The organism is Haemophilus sp. THUN1690 (assembly GCF_059704375.1).
Genome location: NZ_AP046582.1, coordinates 54,735 through 79,849 on the forward strand (window position 1 = coordinate 54,735; position 25,115 = coordinate 79,849).

Annotated in this window: 24 protein-coding genes and 1 riboswitch; of the genes, 13 read left to right on the forward strand and 11 right to left on the reverse strand. The window is 38.7% G+C overall.

Annotation, left to right across the window (positions count from 1 at the left end):
• Positions 1-45: 45 nt before the first annotated feature.
• From panF to menB, 9 genes are all read right to left on the reverse strand, one after another.
• Positions 46-1,500, reverse strand: a complete 1,455-nt coding sequence (gene panF / locus AC6H22_RS00280) for a sodium/pantothenate symporter (protein WP_111407684.1) — start codon at positions 1,498-1,500, stop codon at positions 46-48.
• Complete coding sequence (locus AC6H22_RS00285; RefSeq protein WP_005634512.1) at positions 1,497-1,754, reverse strand: YhdT family protein; 258 nt, start codon at positions 1,752-1,754, stop codon at positions 1,497-1,499. The genes panF and AC6H22_RS00285 overlap by 4 nt, the downstream gene beginning before the upstream one ends.
• Before the next feature lie 108 nt (positions 1,755-1,862).
• Positions 1,863-3,308: a surface lipoprotein assembly modifier gene (locus tag AC6H22_RS00290; protein WP_118817313.1), complete on the reverse strand. Its 1,446-nt coding sequence runs from the start codon at positions 3,306-3,308 to the stop codon at positions 1,863-1,865.
• 63 nt (positions 3,309-3,371) lie between these two features.
• A complete protein-coding gene (locus tag AC6H22_RS00295) occupies positions 3,372-4,304 on the reverse strand; it encodes a transferrin-binding protein-like solute binding protein (protein WP_497515150.1) in 933 nt (310 codons plus the stop codon).
• A gap of 157 nt (positions 4,305-4,461) precedes the next feature.
• Entirely contained in the window at positions 4,462-5,808 is a 1,347-nt protein-coding gene (gene accC, locus AC6H22_RS00300; protein ID WP_118817311.1) for an acetyl-CoA carboxylase biotin carboxylase subunit, read from the reverse strand.
• Positions 5,809-5,984: 176 nt separating this feature from the next.
• Positions 5,985-6,452 (reverse strand): acetyl-CoA carboxylase biotin carboxyl carrier protein, encoded by a 468-nt coding sequence (gene accB, locus AC6H22_RS00305; RefSeq protein ID WP_005626697.1) that lies wholly within the window; start codon positions 6,450-6,452, stop codon positions 5,985-5,987.
• A 152-nt stretch (positions 6,453-6,604) separates the two neighbouring features.
• Entirely contained in the window at positions 6,605-7,054 is a 450-nt protein-coding gene (gene aroQ / locus AC6H22_RS00310) for a type II 3-dehydroquinate dehydratase (protein ID WP_005626699.1), read from the reverse strand.
• A 56-nt stretch (positions 7,055-7,110) separates the two neighbouring features.
• A complete protein-coding gene (gene menC, locus AC6H22_RS00315) occupies positions 7,111-8,100 on the reverse strand; it encodes an o-succinylbenzoate synthase (RefSeq protein WP_005626701.1) in 990 nt (329 codons plus the stop codon).
• A 68-nt stretch (positions 8,101-8,168) separates the two neighbouring features.
• Positions 8,169-9,026 (reverse strand): 1,4-dihydroxy-2-naphthoyl-CoA synthase, encoded by an 858-nt coding sequence (gene menB, locus AC6H22_RS00320; protein WP_005626704.1) that lies wholly within the window; start codon positions 9,024-9,026, stop codon positions 8,169-8,171.
• 145 nt (positions 9,027-9,171) lie between these two features.
• On the opposite strand from menB, the gene AC6H22_RS00325 reads away from it, so the two are divergent.
• Positions 9,172-9,738: a DUF5358 domain-containing protein gene (locus tag AC6H22_RS00325; RefSeq protein WP_005626706.1), complete on the forward strand. Its 567-nt coding sequence runs from the start codon at positions 9,172-9,174 to the stop codon at positions 9,736-9,738.
• Positions 9,739-9,809: 71 nt separating this feature from the next.
• Here AC6H22_RS00325 and rpsT read toward each other — a convergent pair whose 3' ends face one another.
• Positions 9,810-10,073 carry a 30S ribosomal protein S20 gene (gene rpsT, locus AC6H22_RS00330; protein WP_005548279.1) on the reverse strand — a complete coding sequence of 88 codons (264 nt, stop codon included), beginning with the start codon at positions 10,071-10,073 and terminating at the stop codon, positions 9,810-9,812.
• 263 nt (positions 10,074-10,336) lie between these two features.
• Here rpsT and murJ point away from each other — a divergent pair, with 263 nt between their 5' ends.
• The 7 genes from murJ (at position 10,337) to AC6H22_RS00365 (ending at position 19,426) form a co-directional block, all read left to right on the forward strand.
• On the forward strand, positions 10,337-11,911 hold the full coding sequence (murJ, locus tag AC6H22_RS00335) for a murein biosynthesis integral membrane protein MurJ (protein WP_118817309.1): 1,575 nt from the start codon (positions 10,337-10,339) through the stop codon (positions 11,909-11,911).
• 50 nt (positions 11,912-11,961) lie between these two features.
• Entirely contained in the window at positions 11,962-12,888 is a 927-nt protein-coding gene (gene ribF, locus AC6H22_RS00340; RefSeq protein ID WP_118817308.1) for a bifunctional riboflavin kinase/FAD synthetase, read from the forward strand.
• A 32-nt stretch (positions 12,889-12,920) separates the two neighbouring features.
• Positions 12,921-15,746: an isoleucine--tRNA ligase gene (ileS, locus tag AC6H22_RS00345; protein WP_118817307.1), complete on the forward strand. Its 2,826-nt coding sequence runs from the start codon at positions 12,921-12,923 to the stop codon at positions 15,744-15,746.
• A gap of 76 nt (positions 15,747-15,822) precedes the next feature.
• A complete protein-coding gene (locus tag AC6H22_RS00350) occupies positions 15,823-17,382 on the forward strand; it encodes a phosphoethanolamine transferase (protein ID WP_118817306.1) in 1,560 nt (519 codons plus the stop codon).
• A gap of 69 nt (positions 17,383-17,451) precedes the next feature.
• Positions 17,452-17,967 carry a signal peptidase II gene (gene lspA, locus AC6H22_RS00355; RefSeq protein WP_118817305.1) on the forward strand — a complete coding sequence of 172 codons (516 nt, stop codon included), beginning with the start codon at positions 17,452-17,454 and terminating at the stop codon, positions 17,965-17,967.
• Positions 17,964-18,908 carry a 4-hydroxy-3-methylbut-2-enyl diphosphate reductase gene (ispH, locus tag AC6H22_RS00360; RefSeq protein ID WP_118817304.1) on the forward strand — a complete coding sequence of 315 codons (945 nt, stop codon included), beginning with the start codon at positions 17,964-17,966 and terminating at the stop codon, positions 18,906-18,908. The genes lspA and ispH overlap by 4 nt, the downstream gene beginning before the upstream one ends.
• A 170-nt stretch (positions 18,909-19,078) precedes the next feature.
• Entirely contained in the window at positions 19,079-19,426 is a 348-nt protein-coding gene (locus tag AC6H22_RS00365; RefSeq protein WP_192885338.1) for a ComEA family DNA-binding protein, read from the forward strand.
• Between the two features lie 28 nt (positions 19,427-19,454).
• Here AC6H22_RS00365 and copM read toward each other — a convergent pair whose 3' ends face one another.
• Positions 19,455-19,832 carry a CopM family metallochaperone gene (gene copM, locus AC6H22_RS00370; RefSeq protein ID WP_118817303.1) on the reverse strand — a complete coding sequence of 126 codons (378 nt, stop codon included), beginning with the start codon at positions 19,830-19,832 and terminating at the stop codon, positions 19,455-19,457.
• 107 nt (positions 19,833-19,939) lie between these two features.
• Here copM and AC6H22_RS00375 point away from each other — a divergent pair, with 107 nt between their 5' ends.
• From AC6H22_RS00375 to bioB, 5 genes are all read left to right on the forward strand, one after another.
• Positions 19,940-20,131 (forward strand): Maf family protein, encoded by a 192-nt coding sequence (locus tag AC6H22_RS00375; RefSeq protein WP_046942447.1) that lies wholly within the window; start codon positions 19,940-19,942, stop codon positions 20,129-20,131.
• A gap of 89 nt (positions 20,132-20,220) precedes the next feature.
• Positions 20,221-20,308: riboswitch (TPP riboswitch) on the forward strand.
• Positions 20,309-20,359: 51 nt separating this feature from the next.
• On the forward strand, positions 20,360-21,358 hold the full coding sequence (gene thiB, locus AC6H22_RS00380) for a thiamine ABC transporter substrate binding subunit (protein WP_118817302.1): 999 nt from the start codon (positions 20,360-20,362) through the stop codon (positions 21,356-21,358).
• A 4-nt stretch (positions 21,359-21,362) separates the two neighbouring features.
• The gene (gene thiP / locus AC6H22_RS00385; RefSeq protein WP_118817301.1) at positions 21,363-22,979 is read left to right on the forward strand and encodes a thiamine/thiamine pyrophosphate ABC transporter permease; all 1,617 of its coding nucleotides are present in this window, start codon (positions 21,363-21,365) and stop codon (positions 22,977-22,979) included.
• Positions 22,963-23,610, forward strand: a complete 648-nt coding sequence (gene thiQ / locus AC6H22_RS00390; RefSeq protein ID WP_118817300.1) for a thiamine ABC transporter ATP-binding protein — start codon at positions 22,963-22,965, stop codon at positions 23,608-23,610. Before thiP ends, thiQ begins: the two co-directional genes overlap by 17 nt.
• Before the next feature lie 120 nt (positions 23,611-23,730).
• On the forward strand, positions 23,731-24,732 hold the full coding sequence (bioB, locus tag AC6H22_RS00395; RefSeq protein WP_118817299.1) for a biotin synthase BioB: 1,002 nt from the start codon (positions 23,731-23,733) through the stop codon (positions 24,730-24,732).
• The last annotated feature ends 383 nt before the right edge of the window (positions 24,733-25,115 follow it).

The window sequence follows — 25,115 nt, forward strand, 5'->3', positions numbered from 1 at the left end:
ACCTTCCTCTCATTTAGAAGAAGGTGATAGCATATTGATTAATGCTTAAAGTACGGTAACTTTTAATTGAGTTTTTTCAATACGACGTTCGCCCAATTTATTACCCACTAAAAAGGCAATCAATCCAAATACTAATGATGGTACGATTTGATGGAAATTAAATAATTTTATGCCAAGTTGAGTGAGCAAGATATAACTTCCCAAGCCGATAATCATTGAGCTTAACGCACCATAAGCATTTGCTTTATCCCAGTAAATTCCCAGCACAATCACCCATAAAAATGCGGCTTCCAGTCCGCCAAAGGCAAATAGGTTTAACCAAATAATCATATCTGGTGGATTGAGGGCGGCAAAGATTAAAAGTGCGGTCAAAATCAGCGTGATAATAGATGAAAAATAACTTACTTTTTTCTCATTTTTTGCGGCTTCTGGTTTTGTAGAAAGGTATAAATCTTTTACAAAAATAGAAGACGATTGAATAAGTTGCGCATCAATTGTGGACATAATTGCTGACATTGGTGCGGCTAAGAAAATACCAGCAATAATAGGTGGTAATACTTTTAGCATTAAAGTTGGAATCACTTGATCTGACACGGTTAAATTTGGAATAACTGCACGACCAAGTGCTCCAGCTAAGTGCATCCCGAACATAATGATGGAAAGTACAATTGTTCCTATCAGCATCCCTCTATGTAAGGCTTTGCTATCTTTAAATGCCATGCATCGAACAGCAGTGTGTGGAAGACCGACGACCCCGAAACAGACGAGTACCCAGAAGGAAGCCATAAATTGAAAATCTAACATTCCATTTGGCCCGTAAGGCGTGACTAATGCAGGATCGATTTCTGTTAATTTATTAACCGCACTTTCTACACCACCGAGCGCATAAATGGTTCCTACAAGGAGAATAATAGTACCTAAAATCATGACGGTACCCTGAATGGTATCCGTGAGTACGACGGCACGGAATCCCCCGATAAATGTATAGATACCTACCGTTAAAGCAAATAAGAGCAATGCTTGAGTATAAGAAATACCGATGGTTGTTTCTAATAAACGCGCACCACCAATAAATTGCACGGTCATGGCTGCAAAAAATGCGAGAAGAAGAGCAAGGCTTGATAGCCAGACTAAATATTTGTTTTTATAACGATAAAGGAAAAGATCGTTAATCGTTAACGCATTGGTTTCTCTTGATAGTAGCGCGAATTTTTTACCTAATGCACCTAATGCAAGCCACACAGCAGGGACTTGAATCATCGCCAGTAATACCCAGCCTAATCCGTATTTATAAGCTGCACCAGGCCCTCCGACAAAAGAACTTGCACTGGCATAAGTTGATGCAGTTGTCATTGCGAGCACAAACCCCGTCATGGAGCGATTACCTACATAATATTCCGTTAGGAAATCGCCTTTGGTTCGTTTTACATAAGCGAAAATCGCAGCACCAAATATAAATGCAAGATAAATAATTAAAGGGAGAATAATACCTAAATTCATTTTTGATTCTCCTCATCCTTGATTTCAAGAGAGATATCTTGATAAATAATTTTGATAATCCAATGGCCAATTACAATAAACAGAATAGGTAAATAAATACAAGAGAGCTCGAACCAGAGAGGGAAACCAATCGGCCCTTGAGTTTCTTTAGGTAAATAAGCACATAAGCACCAACCTATCACATATAAAATAGATAGACCTAATGCCCAACTAGCTTCCTTGGCCGCTTGTTGATAACGTTGTTTTAATGTCATGTTTCTTCCTTAAAATTTTTATAAGTGAAAGTATATTTTTGATGGTATAAGGGGCGTATATTTCATACGCCCCTTATGTTTGCTAATCTTACAACTTTTTTGAAAAATTCAAAATGTTTTGCTGATTTCTAAGTAAATTCTATTTTTATCATATTCATAAAAAGGATGATTACTGGTTACCTTTTGATACGACCAAGATAATTTCGGTGTGATTCCCCAAATATGAAAGTTTCTATGCCAGATAGTAAATACTGATGCATATTCCTTATTTTTCTGGCGAATACCAATAAGATCTTTTTCTTTATAGGCACGTTGTGCATAATTCAGGATTAAACGAGTTGATATACCCGCTTTCCATTCTTGTCCCCATCCTAATCGGACATTTTTTCGTTGATAAGCGTTATCTAAATCTCGAGTATTTTCGCGATTATAATCAGCTCCACCAAACCAATACTGTCCATTTTTCGCTAGGTAAAGTAGTGTAGCGGAAGCTAGATAGTTATTTCCATTGAGATGTTTACGAGTTTCATAGCGTTGTTCACCATACTCAAGTGCGGTCGAAATTTGCCATTTTTCATTTAGCCAATTGGATAAATCCAATCTAGCACCTGAATTTTTAGAGTATTGTTTCATCGCATTTCCACCAGATGAGCCGCCTGCATACCAGCGCTTCTCTGTAAATGGCATTAATGATAGTTCAAATCGTGCAGTTTGGTATCCAAGACCCACACCAGCTCTCGCGTTAAATTCATTATATTTTTTGTTATCCCAATAATATTTTCCACTACCTTCCAAGGACAATTTTATAAAGTAGTTGTGAGGTAATGACCATTTCTTTTCAGCATTCCCAAAATACGAAAATCCTCTGGCACTTTCTTTTTCCCAAGCTGTCCAGTTGCCAATTTTGGTGCCGGCTTTTGGTGCATTATTAATATTACTTTCATTTAAAAAACTAAATCCACCTTGGATTTTCCATTGATCTCGTTGGTTCAATGCAGAAAGATATTGTTCAATTATTTTTACAGAATCAGGGGAAACTTGCTCTGCTCTTAACTTTTGAAATTGATCTTTTGCCGCCTCGTTATCATTATTCAGAAACAAGGCTTGAGCTAATTGATAGCGTAAAGGTAAAAGATCAGTTTTTTGTGAAAATAAGTGTCGGTAGGCTTTAACGGAATCAGAAAAATGCCCTTTTTCTCGTAAGTCAATTGCTTCCGCCCATTCTAATAAAAACGGATCTTTTTTAGGTAAAGGCTGATATAGCGGCAATAAAAGCTGTACCGCCTCGCCATTATTTTGTAATACTGCAGGGATAAGACCGCGAATAATCAAGTCTGGGTGTTTGGCTAATTCTTCTTTTGTAATCGATAACTTTGATGGATTATTATTGGTCAAAAGTGCGGGTATTTTTTGTGGTAAATTTGGTTTAGCCAAATGTAGCTGTTCATCTAAACGCCCATCATGTGGTTGTGGAGATTTTTCCTCGGCAATAGAATATGACGTAAGAAATAATGATGAGCCGAGAAATAAAATAAATTTAGTTCGTATATTCATTTTTATCCTTATTGGTAAAGAATAAAGCAAGCCTGAGCTTGCTTTATTAAGGAATACTAAAAATTATTGTTTAGATGCGCCGTAAACACCTAAATATTTTTTATCAGGATTAACATAATATCCTGTTAATTCAGCAGCATCTTTACCATAGAAGGCTCCTTCTGTTGAAGTGCCGTTTAGCGAACCTTCAAATTTATTTCCTTTAACATCAGCAGATAAATTGACGACTGAGTCTGCGCCAAATTGGTAATTATCGGTAGCAACTATCTTACCAGCTAATTTTTTAGTACCAAAGTCTACATTAATATTCACTTTACCAGGAACAACCTTATCAACTCCAGGGTTTCTTGGAACGGTGTTATATAAATGTGCAGCATAACCAGAATATTGAATTACTCCTGCCATCTTGTCCATATCGCTTTTACTGGTGGCGTATGTACCTTGGGCTACAACATAATGCTCAGTTGTTTGAGAAGAACCAACATATCCCCAACGAATATTTTGTCTTCCACCGACAAGGCGTATTTCATTCTTCGCATCTGTTAGTATATATTTGCCTGAAGATAGGTTACCAGGAATAATATCAATTGCTTTCCCTTCAACAATTAATTTATTAACTTCGTCAGGTTCATTACTTAAGAACGTTGTAATATCAACTGATTTAACTTCTTTTACTGATAAGTTTAAATGATTACCTGATACTTGCCCTGTTGATGGAAAATAATTATCTGATAAGGGGTCTTTGCCTTTCCCTGCCTCTGCTGAAGTAGCTGGTTGTGCTGAAGTAGCTGGTTGTGCTGAAGTAGCTGGTTGTGCTGAAGTAGCTGGTTGTGCTGAAGTAGCTGGTTGTGCTGAAGTAGCTGGTTGTGCTGGAGTAACTGGTTGTTCTGAAGTAGCTGAGTGTGTTGAATTATCACCACCGCCACTACTTCCACAAGCAGCTAAAGTTAATGTAGCTAAAGCTGTTAAACTAAACTTTAAAATCGTATTCTTCATAGTTTACCTCTAAGTTCTTTATTAGACACACTTAATACAAATACATAAAATAAATTTATGTAGACTTTCATCCTACCATAAAATTAATATTATTATGTATAAATCTATAAAAAATAAGGTAAAAACAATGTCTGCCTTTACCTTAATAACTTATAAATTAATCATGCATACCTAATTTTTTCTCCAAATAGTGGATGTTTGTTCCTCCTTTTTGGAAATTTTTATCTTCAAGAATTAATTCATGAAGTGGGATATTGGTTTTTATACCATCAATAATTGTTTCAGATAATGCATTTTGCATACGGCGGATTGCAACTTCACGCGTATCGCCATAAGTGATTAGTTTTGCGATCATGGAGTCGTAATGTGGAGGCACCGTATAGCCGCCATAAACATGAGAATCCCAACGAACGCCTAAACCGCCTGGTGAATGTAAGTGATTTACTTTACCCGGAGATGGTAAGAATGTTTTTGGATCTTCTGCGTTAATACGGCATTCCATTGCATGGCCTTTAACTTTGATGTCCTCTTGTTTAAAGGAAATTGGTAAGCCTGCTGCAATGCGTAATTGCTCTTTCACTAAATCTACACCTGTAATCATTTCAGTTACTGGGTGTTCCACTTGGATACGTGTATTCATTTCAATGAAATAGAATTCGCCATTTTCATATAAGAATTCAAACGTACCTGCTCCACGATAGCCGATTTCTACGCAAGCTTTTGCACAGCGTGAGCCAATATCACGGCGTACTTCTTCTGTGATACCTGGAGCTGGCGCTTCTTCCACAACTTTTTGGTGACGACGCTGCATTGAGCAGTCACGTTCAGCCAAATAAACTGCATTGCCATGGGTATCTGCTAACACTTGAATTTCTACGTGACGTGGATTTTCTAAGTATTTTTCCATATAGACCATATCATTGTTGAATGCAGCTTTTGCTTCTGCTTTGGTCATCGCGATAGATTCTTCTAATGCGTCTTCGCCACGAACAACACGCATTCCTCGGCCGCCACCACCGCCTGATGCTTTGATGATGATTGGATAGCCAATACGTTTGGCAATTTCTTTATTTTTAGCAATGTCGTTACTTACAGGGCCATCAGAACCTGGTACACAAGGCACACCCGCTTTTTTCATTGCTTTAATAGCTGAAACTTTATCGCCCATTAAACGGATGACATCCGCAGTTGGGCCGATGAAAGTGAAACCTGAACGTTCAACTTGTTCAGCAAAGTCTGCATTTTCAGATAAAAACCCGTATCCTGGATGAATTGCATCCGCGCCTGTTACTTCGGCAGCAGCAATGATAGCTGGAATATTTAAATAACTTTTTGCGGAAGGTGCTGGACCGATACAAATGGTTTCATCAGCGAGTAAAACGTGTTTTAAATCACGATCAGCGGTGGAGTGAACCGCCACTGTTTTAATACCTAATTCTTTACAAGCACGTAAAATGCGTAGTGCAATTTCACCGCGGTTAGCAATCACAACTTTTTCTAACATAAAAGAGTCCGTTTAGTCAGATAGACGTGAATTTTTATGTAGGTTTTTGAAATATTGTTCTCCCTATAAAATTTGGTGTGAACAGATTTCAATTTATATTGCCTACGATAAATTCGCTCTAATTGTTTGTATATGAAATAGGCGGACTAAAGTCCGCCCGACGAAAATATTGGAGATTATTCAATAACGATTAATGGTTCGTCGAATTCAACAGCGTCACCGTCGTTGATAAGAATTGCTTTTACTACGCCAGCTTTGTCTGCTTCAATGCGGTTCATCATTTTCATTGCTTCAACGATACAAAGCGCGTCGCCAACTTTCACAGACTGACCGACTTCAACGAATGCTTTTGCTTCTGGGCTTGGACTGCGATAGAACGTTCCCACCATTGGTGAACGTACAAGATGGCCTGATAATTCATCAGATGCAGCTGGTGCTGGTGTTGCCGCTGCTGGCGCTTGAGCTGGTACGGCGGCTGGTGTTGCCGCTACTACTGGTGCTGCAGCGTATTGAACTGCTGCTGGAGCAACTGCTGGCGCTGCACGACTAATACGTACTGTACCTTCTTCTTCTTGCACTTCTAATTCAGTAATGCCAGATTCTTCTACTAATTCGATTAATTTTTTGATTTTACGAATGTCCATACGTTCTTCCTAAAAAGATTGAAATTTTAACCGCACTTTTAAACGAAAAAGTGCGGTTATGAATAAACTTATTTTTGTGTTGCAAAGATTACCTTAAATTTTGCAAATTTGCGATAAAATTCTGTGAATTTCGCCAAAAATGCTTGATTTTCTTATTTTTTAGCAAGGTAATCGATAGCAAATAAAAAGGCAAACTCGTAACCTTTTGCGCCCAAACCGCAAATAACGCCTTCAGCCACATCACTAAAATAAGAATGATGACGAAATGGTTCACGTTTATGCACGTTAGATAAATGAATCTCCACAAAAGGAATTGAAACAGCTAAAAGTGCATCGCGCAATGCTACACTGGTATGGGTGTAAGCCGCAGGATTAATTAAAATAAAATCGACTTGTTGAAAACTTTCGTGGATCTTATTAATTAATTTTTCTTCACTATTGGCTTGAAAACATTCCACTTTTACATTGTGCTGAGTGGCTAAAGCTTGTATTTTTTCTTCAATGGATTCAAGAGAAATACTGCCATAATGTTTTGGCTCGCGAGCCCCTAACATATTTAAGTTCGGGCCATTTAACAGCAAAATTCTGTGTGTTTGCGACATTTTTAATCCTTTTTGTGTGGCGCATTATACTGGTTTTTCGATTTTTGGTGGTCGAATCAGATAATTTTAGTGATAAATTCAGATTCTAAATCAACAATAGGTAAATTAGAACCAGGCCAAGCGCGTAGTACTTGATATTCCATCAAATCTAAAGTGTCTAAGCCTGGAGTTACATTCGGGGTGTATTGTTGTGCGATTCGTGCAAGCTGAGAGAGCCCTAAACTGCTTTCGATACTTGAACTAATAACCGCTTTTAGACCTAACGAATGTGCTTGGTTAATGAGCTCTGCACAACGTTGAATTGAACCAATTAAAGTGGGTTTGATTACGACAGCCGATAAGTGCGGTTCTTTTCCCAAGCAAAAATTAGTCTCTCGCACGGATTCATCCCATGCAATCGCAATGTCGGTTTGAGTAGCAAATTCACGGCTGAGTTCTTGTGTTTTACAAGGTTCTTCTAAAAATTGAATACGTTTTCTATGTTGCGGTTTGACTTTAGCGGCAAATTGTAACGCTTTTTCTAACGACCAATGACGGTTTGCATCAAGCCGTAATTGTAAATCGGGAATGGCTTCTAAAAACATATCGGCAATTAATCCATCGCGATTGGCTTCGTATATGCCCACTTTCATTTTTGCCACTTTTTCGCCTTCCATGCTTGCAAGTTTGGCGTACAGCTCATCTGGATCGCCATAACAAAGTGGTGCAGTATGATAATTGCCTTCAGCTTGTAAATAACCTTTCATTTCATCCATTGCGCAACTGATACCAAAAGCAACGGAGGGATAGGTGCCATTTAATGGTATTCGAGGTGCATCGCAGCTGGCATTGCACCATGTTGTTAGCCATTCAATTGCTTGTTCTTGAGCTTGGTCTAAGGTTTCTTCGCTAAAACCAGGTAGCGGGGCGATTTCTCCCCAACCGTCTCGGCTGCAACTCACTCTTACGATTAAGCCTTCACGGCGTTTTAAAAAACGATCACGCAGAATAAGTTGGCTATCAACGGGGATGGAATAACGGTAAAGATTAAATGATTTTTCAGCCATGCTTGCTCCCAATACAAAAGTGCGGTCAAAATTCACGAAGATTTTTAACCGCACTTTAGAACGATAAATTAAGGGTTACGTCTGAATTTGCTGAAGTCTGGAGCGCGTTTTTCATTAAACGCATTGCGACCTTCTTGACCTTCTTCAGTCATGTAGAACAACATTGTTGCGTTACCCGCTAATTCTTGAAGACCAGCTTGGCCATCACAATCCGCATTTAATGCCGCTTTCAAACAACGAATTGCGATTGGGCTATTGCGTAACATTTCACGACACCAGCGTACGGTTTCTTTTTCAAGATCAGCGTAAGGCACTACAGTATTGACTAAGCCCATATCTAATGCTTCTTGTGCATTATATTGACGGCATAAGAACCAAATTTCACGCGCTTTTTTCTGACCCACTAAACGAGCCATATAGCTTGCGCCCCAACCGCCATCGAATGAACCGACTTTTGGCCCAGTTTGCCCGAAAATGGCATTTTCTGCTGCAATTGTTAAGTCACAAAGCATATGTAATACATGGCCACCACCAATTGCATAACCAGCCACCATTGCTACAACTGGTTTTGGACAAGAACGAATATCGCGTTGGAAATCTAATACATTTAAGTGATGTACACCGCTGTCATCTTTGTAACCGCCGTAATCGCCACGCACTTTTTGGTCACCACCAGAACAGAATGCTTTTTCGCCTTCGCCGGTTAAGACAATGACACCAATATTTTCATCGAAACGTGCATCGGAAAATGCAGTGATCATTTCTTTCACTGTTTGTGGGCGGAACGCATTACGAACTTCTGGGCGGTTAATCGTGATTTTAGCAATACCATCAGTGGATTTATGATAACGAATGTCGTTATAGCCTTCGCTGTGATCGACCCATTCAACAGGCGCATATAACACATCATCTTTTGGATTTTGCATGAGAATTCCTTTTAATTAACGTAAAAAAGTGCGGTCATTATAGCGGAAGTTTTTCGGATCAGGAAAACTAAATTCATTTGCTGCTTTATCTGTTGTGAAGATATTGCTAGAATTTTGCGCATTCTCACTTTTATAAGGATCAAATGTGAAATTAATTGCAACCTTAGGTATGGCAGCATTGCTGTCTGGCTGCTCAATTTTTGGAAACTCACAATCCGCAATCCCAGGTGAATTTGCGGGTGCGGATTACCAACTTTCCGATCAAGATGCAAAACAATGGGCGATTGCAAGTAAGCAAGCAGAACAATGCGTTTACCCAAATTTAACTCGAATTTTGCAACAGCATTTTTCTAAAGAGGATAGCTATATTCACTCACAATATGTCTTTTTCTACCCATTGGAAAAAATTATTGGCGAGCAATATGTGAAGATTATTCAAGGTGATGAAAAATCGATGAATTATGCAAGCTATCAGTTTAAAAAATTCCGTACCGAAGTGGGAAATGTTGAGCCTCTAACTGAACAGGCGTGTTTAAAATTACGTAATGAAGCGCGCGATGATTTAGCCGTCGTGAAAGGTCAATATAAAAATGGCATGGTGGAAGTGCAGAAAAATGAAGATGGCACACCGAAAAATCCTGATGGTATCGCGACGAATGAAAATAAATTCTTCTTTGATATTATTAAATGGGGATCGATGTTATTACTTTAGTTTAAAATTCGATGAAATAAAAAACCGCACTTTAAAGTGCGGTTTTATTTTTTATTCTTTCTAGCTAAAAATTACGCTAATTTTTTGATTTGTGCAGCTAATTTAGATTTGTGGTTTGCTGCTTTGTTAGCGTGGATTAAGCCTTTAGAAGCCATACGGTCAACAACTTTTTGCATTTCAACGAATGCTGCTTCAGCTGCTGCTTTTTCACCTGCTGCTACTTGAGCATATACTTTTTTGATGTAAGTACGCATCATAGAGCGTTGGCTTGCGTTGTGTTGGCGGCGTTTTTCAGATTGAACCGCGCGTTTTTTTGCTGACTTGATATTAGCCAAGGTCAAACTCCTAAAATTTCTGTTGATTGATAGACAAAATAAAGGGCGTCAATATGCCGATTTTTTATACTTTTGTCAATGGAAAATTTGTGTTGATTTCGGTGAGACACAACCGAAAGTAAGCATCGTTATTTAAAAAAGCGCTTTCTATTGGCTCACACAAACGATGTGGGCAGGATTTTATCAGTTTTTTTCGTTGGAATATAGCGTAAAAACAAAAATTCTATACAATTAAGGCAAATTTTTTTGAAGAGACCCCTATTTTGAGTAAACGACTTTTAAAATCCGGCATTATCGTGAGTGGGATGACATTAGTGTCCCGTGTGTTAGGTTTAGTCCGTGATGTGGTGATTGCCCATTTAATCGGTGCAGGCGCGGCAGCAGACGTGTTTTTATTCGCTAACCGTATCCCAAACTTTTTACGTCGTTTATTTGCGGAAGGGGCATTTTCTCAGGCTTTCGTCCCCGTATTGGCCGAATATCAAAAATCTGGCGATCTTTCTAAAACCCGCGAATTTATCGGAAAAGTATCAGGCACGCTAGGCGGTTTAGTCAGTATTGTTACTTTGCTTGCCATGGTGGGCTCGCCTGTTGTTGCAGCGATCTTTGGGATGGGCTGGTTTACTGATTGGCTAAATGACGGACCTGATGCGCACAAATTTGAACAAGCGTCTTTACTCTTAAAAATTACGTTTCCTTATTTATGGTTTGTCACCTTTGTGGCGCTTTCTGGGGCAATTTTAAATACGATAGGCAAATTTGGCGTGATGTCGTTTTCGCCTGTTTTACTCAATATCGCCATGATTGCAACCGCACTTTTCCTCGCACCAAGATTAGACAATCCCGATCTTGCCCTTGCTATCGGGATCTTCTTAGGCGGTTTATTACAATTTTTATTTCAAATCCCTTTCTTGAAGAAAGCAGGCTTGCTCGTAAAACCAAAATGGGCATGGCATGATGAAGGGGTAGCCAAAATCCGTCGATTGATGATTCCTGCCTTGTTCGGGGTTTCTGTGAGTCAAATCAACTTATTGCTTGACACAGTCATTGCCAGTTTCTTAATGACGGGATCTATTAGTTGGCTTTATTATTCTGATCGTCTATTAGAGTTTCCACTTGGGCTATTTGGTATTGCGATTTCCACTGTGATTTTACCAACGCTTGCTCGCCATCATGTAAATCGTGAAGATAATTCTTCCCAAAGTGCGGTTGATTTTCGCAACACAATGGACTGGGGCGTACGAATGATTTTATTACTCGGTGTGCCAGCCGCGATTGGTATTGCCGTGTTAGCCCAGCCGATGTTACTGGTATTGTTTATGCGTGGCAGTTTTACCTTAACCGATGTGCATGCAGCCTCTTATTCTTTATGGGCATTCAATGCCGGTTTGCTTAGCTTTATGCTGATTAAGATCCTGGCTAATGGTTATTACGCACGTCAAGATACCAAAACCCCTGTGAAAATCGGGATCATCGCCATGGTAAGCAATATGGGCTTTAACGTATTGGCGATTCCATTTAGTTATGTGGGGTTGGCGATTGCTTCTGCGATGTCGGCAACCTTAAATGCTTATTTACTTTATCGAGGTTTAGCCAAAGCGGATGTGTATCATTTTTCACGTAAAAGTGCGGTCTTTTTTCTGAAAGTTTTAGGTGCAGCCTTAGCCATGGGCGGTTTGGTTTGGTATAACTGCCCACCGATTCAAGAATGGGCAGCTATGACATTTTTAATGCGTATCTATTGGTTGGTTTGGTTAATTGGACTGGCAGCGGTTGTTTATTTAGGCGTATTGGTGCTCTTGGGTGTTCGTAAACACCATTTACTGACAAAACATTAAGTTACCGCTATAATGCACCGATTATTTTTCGTTTTTTGGAATAAGATGTAATGCAATTAATTCGTGGGCTTCATAATTCACAGCCATATTTGTCAGGGTGCGCATTAACCATTGGCAATTTTGATGGGGTGCATTTGGGGCATCAGGCGATTTTGCGTCATCTTCGTCAGAAAGCGAATGCGCTGAATTTACCCATGGCGGTGATGCTTTTTGAGCCGCAACCGCGCGAATATTTTATGGGTGACAGAGCCCCCGCGCGCTTAATGCGATTAAGAGATAAATTACATTATTTAGCTGATGCGGGTGTGGATGTGGTGATCGTCGCGAAATTTGACCGCACTTTTGCTAATCTTCCAGCAGAACAATTTATTGAAGATTGGCTTGTGCGCAAATTAAATGTGAAGTTTCTCAGCATTGGTGACGATTTCAAATTTGGTGCGAAACGTTTAGGCAATTTTGCGATGTTGCAACAAGCAGGAAAGCAGTTTGGTTTTGAAGTTGAAGACAGTCGCACCTTCTGTTTAGATGAGTTACGTATCAGTAGCACCGCTATCCGTGAAGCATTGGCTAAAGATGATTTACAGCATGCGGAAAATTTACTCGGTAAGCCTTATCGTATTTTTGGTCGCGTGATCCACGGCAATAAATTAGGGCGAACCATTGGTTTTCCTACCGCGAATGTTCGCTTACATCGCCAAGTGAACCCAGTAAAAGGGGTTTATGCGGTAAAAGTTCGGTTAAAATCGGGCGAGATTTTTAACGGCGTCGCCAACATGGGAAAACGCCCAACCATTAACGGTACGATACAATTATTAGAAGTCCATTTATTTGATTTTTCTAAGAATATTTATGGGCAAATGGTCGAAGTGGAATTCAGCCATAAGATTCGCGATGAGATAAAGTTTCCTTCTTTTGAAGCGTTGAAAGCTCAAATTGAACAAGACGTAAAAACAGCGAAAGCATTTTTTGTAAAATAGAATTATATTGAAATATAAAATTGGAAAATAACATGACAGTTGATTACAAAAACACGTTAAATTTACCTGAAACAGGTTTCCCTATGCGTGGCGATTTAGCCAAACGCGAACCTGTAATGTTAAAAAATTGGTATGACAAACAGTTGTATCAAAAAATCCGCCAAGCGACTAAAGGTAAAAAATCCTTTATTTTGCACGATGGCCCTCCGTATGCGAACGGCAATATTCATATCGGTCACGCCGTTAATAAAATTCTGAAAGATATTATTGTTAAATCCAAAACCGCATTAGGTTTTGACTCGCCTTATATCCCAGGTTGGGACTGTCATGGCTTGCCAATTGAATTAAAAGTAGAAGGTTTAGTGGGTAAACCAAACGAGAAAGTGACTGCAGCTGAATTCCGCCAAAAATGCCGAGAATATGCGGCAGAGCAAGTAGAAGGGCAGAAAAAAGATTTTATCCGTTTAGGGGTGTTAGGCGATTGGGATAATCCTTATTTAACGATGAACTTCAACACTGAAGCAAACATCATCCGCACACTCGGTAAAGTGATTGCGAATGGTCATTTATACAAAGGTTCAAAACCAGTGCACTGGTGTTTGGATTGTGGATCTTCTTTAGCAGAAGCAGAAGTGGAATATGAAGACAAAGTTTCTCCATCTATCTATGTGCGTTTTCCTGCAGTAAGTGCGGTTGAAATTGAAGAGAAATTTAACGCAGTAGGTAAAGGCTATGGCAAATTATCTGCGGTGATTTGGACAACCACACCTTGGACAATGCCATCTAACCGTGCGATTGCGGTAAATGCAGACTTAGAATACCACTTAGTACAACTTGGCGATGAGCGTGTGATTTTAGCTGCTGAATTAGTTGAATCCGTAGCGAAAGCCGTGGGCGTAGAACAAGTTGAAGTTTTAGGTTCAGTAAAAGGTCAGGCGCTTGAGTTAGTACGCTTTAACCATCCGTTCTATGATTTCACTGTACCAGTGATTTTAGGTGATCACGTGACCACTGATGGCGGTACAGGTTTAGTACACACTGCACCGGATCATGGTTTGGACGACTTTATTGTAGGACAAAAATATAATTTACCAATGGCGGGTCTTGTATCGAATGACGGTAAATTTATTTCAACGACTGAATTCTTTGCAGGCAAAGGCGTATTTGAAGCGAACCCATTGGTTGTTGAAAAATTGCAAGAAGTGGGCAACTTATTAAAAGTTGAGAAAATCAAACACAGTTACCCACACTGCTGGCGTCACAAAACCCCGATTATTTTCCGCGCGACTCCGCAATGGTTTATCGGCATGGAAACACAGAGTCTACGCCAACAAGCATTAGGCGAAATCAAACAAGTTCGTTGGATTCCAGATTGGGGTCAAGCACGTATCGAGAAAATGGTTGAAAACCGCCCTGACTGGTGTATTTCGCGTCAACGTACTTGGGGTGTGCCGATGACCCTATTCGTGCACAAAGAAACCGAAGAACTTCATCCGCGTACTTTAGAGCTACTTGAAGAAGTGGCGAAACGTGTAGAGAAAGCCGGTATTCAAGCATGGTGGGATTTAGACGAAAAAGAATTATTAGGCGCGGATGCAGAAACTTATCGTAAAGTGCCTGATACCCTTGACGTATGGTTTGATTCAGGATCAACCTATTCTTCTGTTGTCGCGAATCGTCCAGAATTTAACGGCCAAGATATCGACATGTATTTAGAAGGTTCTGACCAACACCGTGGTTGGTTTATGTCTTCTTTAATGCTTTCTACTGCAACAGACAGCAAAGCACCATATAAACAAGTATTAACCCATGGTTTCACCGTGGATGGTCAAGGCCGTAAGATGTCAAAATCTATCGGTAACATCGTGACACCACAAGAAGTGATGGATAAATTCGGTGGTGACATTTTACGTTTGTGGGTTGCATCTACCGACTATACTGGTGAAATGACCGTTTCGGATGAGATCTTAAAACGTGCAGCGGATAGCTATCGTCGTATTCGTAACACCGCACGTTTCTTATTAGCGAACTTAAATGGTTTTGATCCAAAATGTGACTTAGTCAAACCAGAAGAAATGATTAGCCTAGATCGTTGGGCGGTGGCTTGTGCATTAGATGCACAAAAAGAAATCAAAGAGGCGTACGATAACTATCAATTCCACACTGTGGTACAACGTTTAATGCGTTTCTGTTCTGTGGAAATGGGCTCGTTCTACCTCGATATTATCAAAGACCGTCAATATACAACTAAAGCGGATACCCTTGCTCGTCGTAGCTGTCAAACTGCGTTATGGCATATTGCTGAAGCATTAGTTCGTTGGATGGCACCGATCTTATCTTTCACTGCCGATGAAATTTGGCAACACTTGCCACAAACCGAAAATGCTCGTGCAGAATTCGTATTTACTGAAGAATTCTATCAAGGCTTATTTGGTTTAGGCGAGAATGAAAAATTAGACGATGCTTACTGGCAACAACTGATTAAAGTTCGTTCAGAAGTGAACCGCGTATTAGAAGTTGCGCGTAACGATAAAGTGATTGGTGGCGGTTTAGAAGCAGAAGTGACCGTTTATGCGAATGACGAATATCGTGCATTGTTAGAACAATTAAGCAATGAATTACGTTTCGTGTTAATCACCTCAAAAGCTGAAGTGAAAGCATTAGCAGACAAACCTGCAGATGTAGCTGCGGGTGAGTTAGAGGGAATTGCAGTAAGCGTAGCTCGTTCTAACGGTGAAAAATGTCCGCGTTGCTGGCATTATTCTGACAAAATTGGTGTAAATTCAGAACACCCAACACTTTGTCCACGTTGTGTGGAAAATGTGGCGGGTAATGGTGAAGTACGCCATTTTGCATAATTAAATTCGTTGTAAAACAGAAAAGTGCGGTTGATTTTAACCGCACTTTTTTACTTTTGTACAAAAGGAAGTAGAGATGATGTTAGGGAAAAAAATGATTCGCTCAAAAACAATGTGGTTTTATCTCTTATTGGTTATTTTCTCCATTTTTACCAATATGGGGTTGGGTAATGTATTAAGTGAGAATATTCCTGTTTCAGATTACGCAATTTTATTTGTTATCACGGCGATTTCTTTTTATTTCACCCCTTGGGTTGGGCGAATATTAATTACTGTATTGTTCCTCAGTTCGCTATTTTATTGTTCTGCTGGTTTTTTCTATGGTATTCCATCTTTGGGTATTATCGCTTCTGTTTATGAAACGAATATTAATGAAACCTTGGAATACTACACAACTATTCCTTTTTGGATATTTTTATTTCAAGCTAGTTATCTCATTCTGTTTATTGCTTTAATGAAATTAAGTTTTCATGCTAAACAACAAGCATTTAAATGGCTGAATACGGGTGTTATCGGCATATTATTAGTTTTTTCTTACAATCAATTTTCTGATTGGAACTATGCGTATAAATTCCGTTTTTATCCTGTTCTGTTTTACTCAGAATTTGATCGTATGAATGATCTGTATTTAGAACAACGAGATTTTCTAAATCAATCCGTTAATGCGCCTTCTCAATGGGATATTCAATCTTTCACGCCAAAGTATAAAAATTATATTTTGATTATCGGTGAAAGCATGCGAAAAGATTATATGTCATTATATGGCTTTCCACTGAAAACCACGCCATTTTTAGAAAGTGTGAAAGGCACAGTTTTTGAAAATTATTATTCTGCGGCACCAAATACGCAACCGTCTTTACAACGCACCTTATATCGAGCAGAAAAAGGGGAAACGGTTTATACGGATAATATTATTTCTTTAGCCAAAAAAGCGGGCGTGAAAACCTATTGGATTTCTAATCAAGGCAAAATTGGGGAATTTGATACGATGGCCTCTCGTATTGGTCAAAGTGCAGATGAAACAATTTTTATGAAGCCGTTAGGTTATAACTCTAAAAAAGTTTATGACGATGAAATGTTACCTGTATTAGATAAAGCCTTAAAAGAAAATATTACGAATCCAAAATTAATTGTGATTCATTTAATGGGCTCACATCCCGCCTTTTGTGAGCGTCTTCCGTACGAGGTTAAAAATTATTTTATTAATCAATCTATGTCTTGTTATTTAGAATCGATTAAATATACCGATCAGTTTTTAGAAAAATTAAATTCACAATTAGTGGCACAAAATGAGCCCTATTCGGTGATTTACTTTTCTGATCATGGGCTTGCTCATTATGAGGATTCTAAAGGTTTATCATTGCATCCAAATAATCTTTATAAACAAGATTATGAAATTCCTTTCGTTATGTTTTCGAGTAATAGCCAAAAGGTAGAAAAAATAAAAACACCGCAATCTGCATTTAATTTTGTTTATGGTTTTGCTGATTGGATGGGGATTAAGGAAAAACATTTACAAGGCGTCGATTTCTTCCGTCCTGAAAAACAGGAAATTAAGGTATTTGATTGGAAGAAAGTGGTGAATGTTAAAGAGTTGGCTAATGATCCAGCAAAATTACCAGAATCCGTTCAGTAAATGAGATCGTGCTTTATCATTTATCGGCCTATGCTAGAATTAACGGAATTTTTTTAAAAGGGAAATATTATGTCCAAAAAATCAGGGCTTTCATTTTTATGGTTAAGTGCGGTCGCTTTCGTGATTGATTTGCTCACTAAATATATTGTGGTGCAAAAATTTGATTTGTATGAAAGTGTTAATGTGTTGCCTGTTTTCAATCTCACCTATGTTCGCAATTATGGCGCGGCATTTAGTTTCTTAGCGGATCATAGTGGCTGGCAACAATATTTCTTTATTTTGTTAGCATTAGCTATTTCTGGCATGTTGGTTTATTTTTTAGCAAAAAATAATGCTCAACAAAAAATCCCAAATTCTGCTTATGCACTCATTATTGGTGGGGCGTTAGCGAATATGGTGGATCGTGCTTACAATGGTTTTGTCGTGGATTTTTTTGATTTCTATTGGGATATTTACCATTATCCAGTATTTAATATCGCCGATATTGCCATTTGTATTGGTGCAGGGTTATTAGCATTGGATGCTTTTAATAACGAAAAGAAAAAAGTACAAGATAAACAAGCAGAAAAGTGCGGTCAGAAATGAAGATAATTTTAGCGAATCCACGAGGATTTTGTGCCGGTGTAGATCGTGCCATTAGTATTGTTGAATTAGCCTTAGAAATTCATGGCGCACCGATTTATGTTCGTCACGAAGTGGTGCATAACCGATTTGTTGTAAACGGATTACGTGATCGTGGTGCGATCTTTGTGGAAGAATTAAGCGAGGTGCCTGATGGTGCTATCGTTATTTTTTCTGCGCATGGTGTATCTCAAGCCGTACGACAAGAAGCGAAAGATCGTCATCTCAAAGTATTTGATGCAACCTGTCCCTTGGTAACAAAAGTGCATATGCAAGTTGCTCGTGCAAGTCGAAAGGGAACAAAAGCGATTTTGATTGGGCATAAAGGGCATCCTGAAGTTGAAGGCACGATGGGGCAGTATAGCAATGAAGACGGCGGTATTTTCCTGATTGAAAAAGTAGAAGATATTGCGCGTTTGCCAATGCAAGAAAATGATGATTTAACCTTTATGACGCAAACAACTTTGTCGCTAGATGATACGGCTGAAACCATTGCAGCATTAAAGGAAAAATATCCCGCTATTCAAGGCCCACACAAAAACGATATTTGTTATGCGACAACCAATCGTCAAGAAGCGGTGCGAGAATTGGCAAAATTATCTGATTTGGTATTGGTAGTTGGTTCTAAAAATTCATCAAATTCAAATCGCTTAGCTGAATTGGCTTCTCGTATGGGGGTTAAATCACAGCTTCTTGATGATCCTTCCGATATTCAAGCTGACTGGTTTAATGATGTGAAAACCATTGGAATTACAGCGGGAGCGTCTGCGCCAGAAGAATTAGTCCAATCGATTATTTCCCGCTTAAAAGAGTTTGGTGCGAATACTATAGAAGAACTGCAAGGTTTAGAAGAAAATATGTTCTTTGAAGTTCCAAAAGAGCTGAGAATAAAAGAAGTTAACTAATGCTAAGGGCTTGTCGTAAATGATAAGCCCTTTGTTTTTTCATTCAAATTAAGAATTTTTGCGATCTGAATCGCAGAAGTGCGGTAAGAATCTTGAGCGTTTTCTTGAAAGCATAAAAAATGGCTCTGTTGATATGCTCATCAACATGTTCATATTAAAAGGAAACCTCTATGAAATTAATGAAAACATTATTTACTTCAGTTGTATTGTGTGGCGCGCTGATTGCCTCTTCGGCCTTTGCTGAGGAAAAAGCTGCAGAGCAGGCTGTTCAACCTGTTGTGGCTACTCAAACTGAGGCTCAAGTTGCACCGGCTACTGTGAGCGATAAATTGAATATCAATACGGCAACCGTTAGTGAAATTCAAAAATCCTTAACAGGGATCGGCGCTAAAAAAGCAGAAGCTATTGTGCAATATCGTGAAAAACACGGTAATTTCACGAGTGCTGAACAACTATTAGAAGTGCAAGGGATTGGTAAGGCAACGCTTGAAAGAAACCGTGATCGAATCACTTTTTAATTTTAAAACCGCTTATGGATGCCCTGTTTTACAGGGCTTTTTTATTGTGCACTTTAAGCCATTTTTGCATTTGTTCAATTTCCGCTTGTTGTGCGTGAATAATATTCTCAGCAAGCTTACGCATCTCAGGATCTTTTCCGTATTTTAATTCAACTTCCGCCATTTTTACTGCGCCAATATGGTGTGGCAACATACCTGCTGCAAAAGCAACATCAGGATCTTTATATTGTGAGGCTGCCATCATGTCTTGATGCATTTGATTCATACCTTGCATTAATTCTTGTTGCATTGCAGAATCTGTCGACATTGGCATATTCATGTGTGCTTGATGCGGTTGTTCATTAGCTTGGACACAAACTGAAACTGCAGCAGCGCTAAGTGTGATAAAAGTCATAAGTTTTTTCATGTTTTTCTCCTATGTGATAACTGAATGAGCACAAATCATAAACCTTGACCTAAGGTTAAAGTCAATACTTATTCCGAAAATTTTTGGTGAGATTCTAAAATAAGACAATGTTTGATATGAGGGACAGCATCACGAAGCAAAAAATTGTACTTGCCACGGGCAATAAAGGCAAAGTAAAAGAAATGGCAGATGTGTTAGGTGATTTCGGTTTTGAAGTCATTGATCAGACAGATTTAGGCATTGAAAGCCCAATCGAATCACTTTTTAATTTTAAAACCTCTTATGGATGCCCTGTTTGACAGGGCTTTTTTATTTTTTTCAGAAAATGTAGAAAGTTTATTTCTTTTTAAAAATCCGTTGGCAAGCCTAATAAATTTTAATACACTAAAAAGCCTAGTCGGGGTGCAATATGCTGAGATCATACCCGTGAACCTGAAACAGTTAATACTGACGTAGGAAACTAGGAATACAACCTTATCTCCTTCCCGTCATTATTGCTGCCTTTTGATATAAATAAGGATGTAATAATGAAACTTCTTAAATTAACCTTAATTTCTACCGCACTTTTTTCCACCGCGGCATTAGCCCAATCACAGCAAAGTGTTAACGTATATAGCTATGATTCTTTCACGTCTGAGTGGGGAGCGGGTCCAAAAGTAAAACAAGATTTTGAGAAAGTGCACCCACAATGCGCTATTAATTTTACGCCTTTTGAAAGTGGTGGCGTGTTACTCAATCGAGTTCGCTTGGAAGGAAAGAAAACCAAAGCCGATATTGTGCTAGGTTTAGATAACTTTGTTTTAGAACAAGCTGAAAAAACAGGTATTTTCACGCCAAATAAAGTAGATTTAACTCAACTTGATCTGCCAACAAAATGGACGAATAAAACATTCTTACCTTTCGATTTTGGTAACTATGCTTTTGTGTACGATAAAACTAAATTACAAAATCCGCCGAAAAGTTTGAAAGAATTGGTTGAACGCCAAGATATCCGTGTAATTTATCAAGATCCTCGCACCAGTAGTGTGGGGCGTGGTTTATTGGTTTGGATGAATGCGATTTATCCTGCAGACAAAATTCAATCTGCTTGGAAAGAGTTGGATAAGCATACGGTGACAGTGGGTAAAGGTTGGTCGGATACTTATGGTGCATTCTTAAAAGGCGAAGCTGATTTAGTGTTAAGTTACAGTACATCACCACTTTATCACCAACTTTTTGAGAAAAAAGATAATTATGCAGCGACAGATTTTTCGGAAGGGCATATAACCCAAGTGGAATTAGCGGCTCGAGTCGCCAACCATCCAAATCAATGTGCGGATGATTTTATGGCATTTTTAATTTCACCTACGGCACAAAAACATATTGTGACAGCCAATATTATGTTGCCAGTTATTCAAGGTGAAATTGAACCGCACTTTGATGCACTTAAAGCTCTACAAAAAACTCAAACTCCAATCAATCCAATGGTGAATGCGGAACACTTAAAAAATTGGATTAGCACTTGGCAAACCACATTAACAAAATAGTTTGATGTTTTCGTTATTTCATCATCCACAACTCCGCCCTCGTCATTATGTGGGCGGCGTTGTTGTTATTAGTTTCATTACTCTTTTTTATGGTAGCGCATTAAGTTCAATCTTTGCATTTGGCGATGAATTGCAATGGCGATCTTGGTTAACGGATGATTACCTACAGCATCTGATTCTTTTCAGTCTTGGGCAAGCCTTATTTTCTACCGTTTTATCTATTTTTTTTGGTCTGCTCCTCGCTCGAGCATTGTTTTATCAACCATTCTCAGGAAAAAAGTGGCTATTAAAATTAATGTCGCTGACCTTTGTTTTACCTGTTTTAGTAGCAATTTTTGGTTTGATTGGCATTTATGGTTCAAGCGGTTGGTTAGCTTGGTTTGCTAACTTTTTGGGAATGTCATGGCAGGGTCATATTTACGGACTCTCGGGTATTTTAATTGCCCATCTTTTTTTCAATATTCCACTGGCTGCGCAACTTTTCTTACAAAGTTTGCAAAGTATCCCTTATCAGCAACGTCAGCTTGCTGCGCAACTCAATTTGCAAGGCTGGCAATTCGTTAAATTGGTGGAATGGCCCGTTTTTCGTCAGCAATGTTTGCCTACATTCAGCTTGATTTTTATGCTTTGCTTCACCAGTTTTACTGTTGTTCTTACGCTAGGTGGTGGGCCTCAATATACAACATTAGAAACCGCAATTTACCAAGCGATTTTATTTGAATTTGATCTGCCAAAAGCTGCTCTTTTTGCTATGTTGCAATTTGTATTTTGCTTAGTTTTATTTAGCTTAACATCGCGTTTTTCGCCCTCTAATCAAAATAGCTTGAGTAATAGTAATCCTTGGTTTGAGAAGCCTAAAAGTGCGGTCAGAATTTTCCATGTTTTTGTCTTGCTTGTTTTCGTATTTTTCCTTTTTTCGCCAGTATTGAACATTCTTATCAGCGCATTGAGTTCACCTAGTTTGCTCACAGTTTGGCATAATTCTCAGCTCTGGCGTGCGTTAGACTATTCTCTTTCTATTGCGCCCTTATCCGCATTACTTGCATTAACGATGGCAATTGCCTTGCTACTTTTATCACGCCGTTTAGAATGGTTGCATTATCAGAAAATCGCTCAATTTATTATTAATGCAGGAATGGTGATTTTGGCAATCCCGATTTTAGTACTCGCAATGGGGTTATTTTTATTATTACAAGAGCGTGATTTTTCGAATATTGATTTGTTTGCCATAGTTGTATTTTGCAATGCGTTAAGTGCAATGCCTTTTGTTTTACGTATTTTGAGCACACCTTTCCATAACAATATGCGTTATTACGAAAATCTGTGTAATAGTTTGGGAATTGTGGGGTGGCAACGTTTTTATCTGATTGAGTGGCAAATTTTACGTGCGCCATTGCGCTATGCTTTTGCTTTAGCCTTGGCGCTATCTTTAGGGGATTTTACGGCTATTGCGTTGTTTGGCAATCAAGAGTTTACTTCCCTACCGCACTTGTTATATCAGCAGTTAGGTAATTATCGTAATCAAGATGCTGCAGTAACCGCAGGGATTCTATTATTGCTTTGTGGCATATTGTTTGCCTTTATTCACACATATAGGGATGCTGATGATTTATCTAAATAATGTGATTTTGAATGATAAAACCTTACCGATGTGCTTTAATTTGAGCGTAAATGCTGGCGAACGTGTTGCAATTATTGGCGAAAGTGGGGCGGGGAAAAGTACATTATTGAATTTAATTGCTGGATTTGAATTTCCTCATCAAGGAGAAGTTTGGTTAAACGATAAAGATCATACGCGTAGTGCACCTTACGAGCGTCCGGTTTCCATGCTATTTCAAGAAAATAATTTATTTCCTCACTTAACCGTACAGCAAAATCTTGCGTTGGGTTTAAAACCCTCTTTAAAATTAATCGCACTTGAACAGGAAAAAATTGGACAGGTCGCTTGTTCTGTAGGATTGGGCGATTATTTACAACGTTTACCGAATTCTCTTTCAGGGGGGCAAAAACAACGAGTGGCATTGGCGCGTTGTTTGTTGCGAGATAAACCCATCTTGTTATTAGATGAGCCTTTTTCCGCATTAGATCAGAAACTTCGTGTAGAAATGCTTGCTTTAATTGCCAAACTTTGTGATGAGAAACATCTGACCTTGTTACTTGTTACTCACCAACCATCGGAATTAGTTGGTACGATAGATCGAGTATTGCTGGTGGAAAATGGTCAGATAAGTCAATTGCAAAAAGAGACGTAAAATTATATAGATTTTATAACTGATGAATCGGTTCAATGGCTATTGATGGCAGCCTATAAACTGAATGAATATAAGATACAAAAATGCGGTTATTATTCACCGCACTTTCAAAGGAAAAATATGTTAACTGAAAAACTACAAATTAACTCCATTACACCACATCCAAGCGTTGAATATTGGTCTGTTTGCAAAGTTGAGGTGTTATTTGAAACGCCATTTTTGGAATTAGTTTACCGCGCTGCGCAAGTCCATCGCAAGCATTTTAATCCTCGAGCGATTCAGTTATCCACGTTAATGTCTATCAAGACGGGTGGATGTCCAGAAGATTGTGGCTATTGCCCTCAATCAGCCCGTTATCATACTGGCGTACAAAATCAACAGTTATTAGATGTTGATGAGATCGTCGCGAAAGCAAAAATTGCGAAAGCACGTGGAGCAGGGCGTTTTTGTATGGGCGCAGCTTGGCGAGGACCTAAGCCAAAAGATATTGAGAAAGTCACAGAAATTATTAAAGCGGTGAAATCGCTTGGTTTAGAAACCTGTGGCACTTTTGGTTTATTGCAAGACGGTATGGCGGAAGATTTAAAAGAAGCTGGATTAGATTATTACAATCATAATCTTGATACAGCGCCAGAACATTACGCAGAAGTGATTGGTACACGACGTTTTGACGATCGCCTTAGCACGTTAGGAAAAGTACGCAAAGCTGGATTAAAAGTGTGTTGTGGCGGCATCGTGGGAATGAATGAAACTCGCAAAGAACGGGCTGGATTAATCGCGAGCCTTGCAAATCTTGATCCGCAACCTGAATCAGTGCCGATTAATCAACTCGTTAAGGTTGAAGGTACGCCGTTAGCCGATGCGGAAGAATTAGATTGGACTGAATTTGTGCGAACAATTGCTGTTGCACGTATTACCATGCCAAAAAGTTATGTTCGCCTTTCTGCTGGCCGTAGTGGTATGAGTGAAGAAATGCAAGCGATGTGTTTTATGGCTGGTGCAAATTCGATTTTCTATGGCGATAAATTACTTGTTACAGGTAACCCAGAAGAAGATGGTGATCAGTTATTGATGGCTAAATTAGATTTAGAGCCAGAAAATGCAGAAAATAAAAAGTTGTAGTTTGTGTTAGATTGCTGAGAAATAAATTCAAGAATTAAAAGTTAGTAATCTTTTAGATATTATTAGTATAGAATTCAAATCTCCATTCCCTAACCATATTTTGACAAAATATATTCCAGGTTAGGGAATACAAAAATACTTAAATTCCTTTATATCAGGTCCATAATAATTATTGTGGGTAAAGCGCATGTTTAGTTCACGGATAATTTCTTTGAATGATTAAGACCTAAATATAATTGTAGTAAACGGTAGTGAATTTTAAGAAATTAGAAAACAATATTATTGACACATTCAAAGTGAAGACAGACATAAAAAAGAGATCCTTTATTTTAAAAGGAATCTCTTTTTTCTTATGATTTTTTTACAAAATCCATATGTGTGAT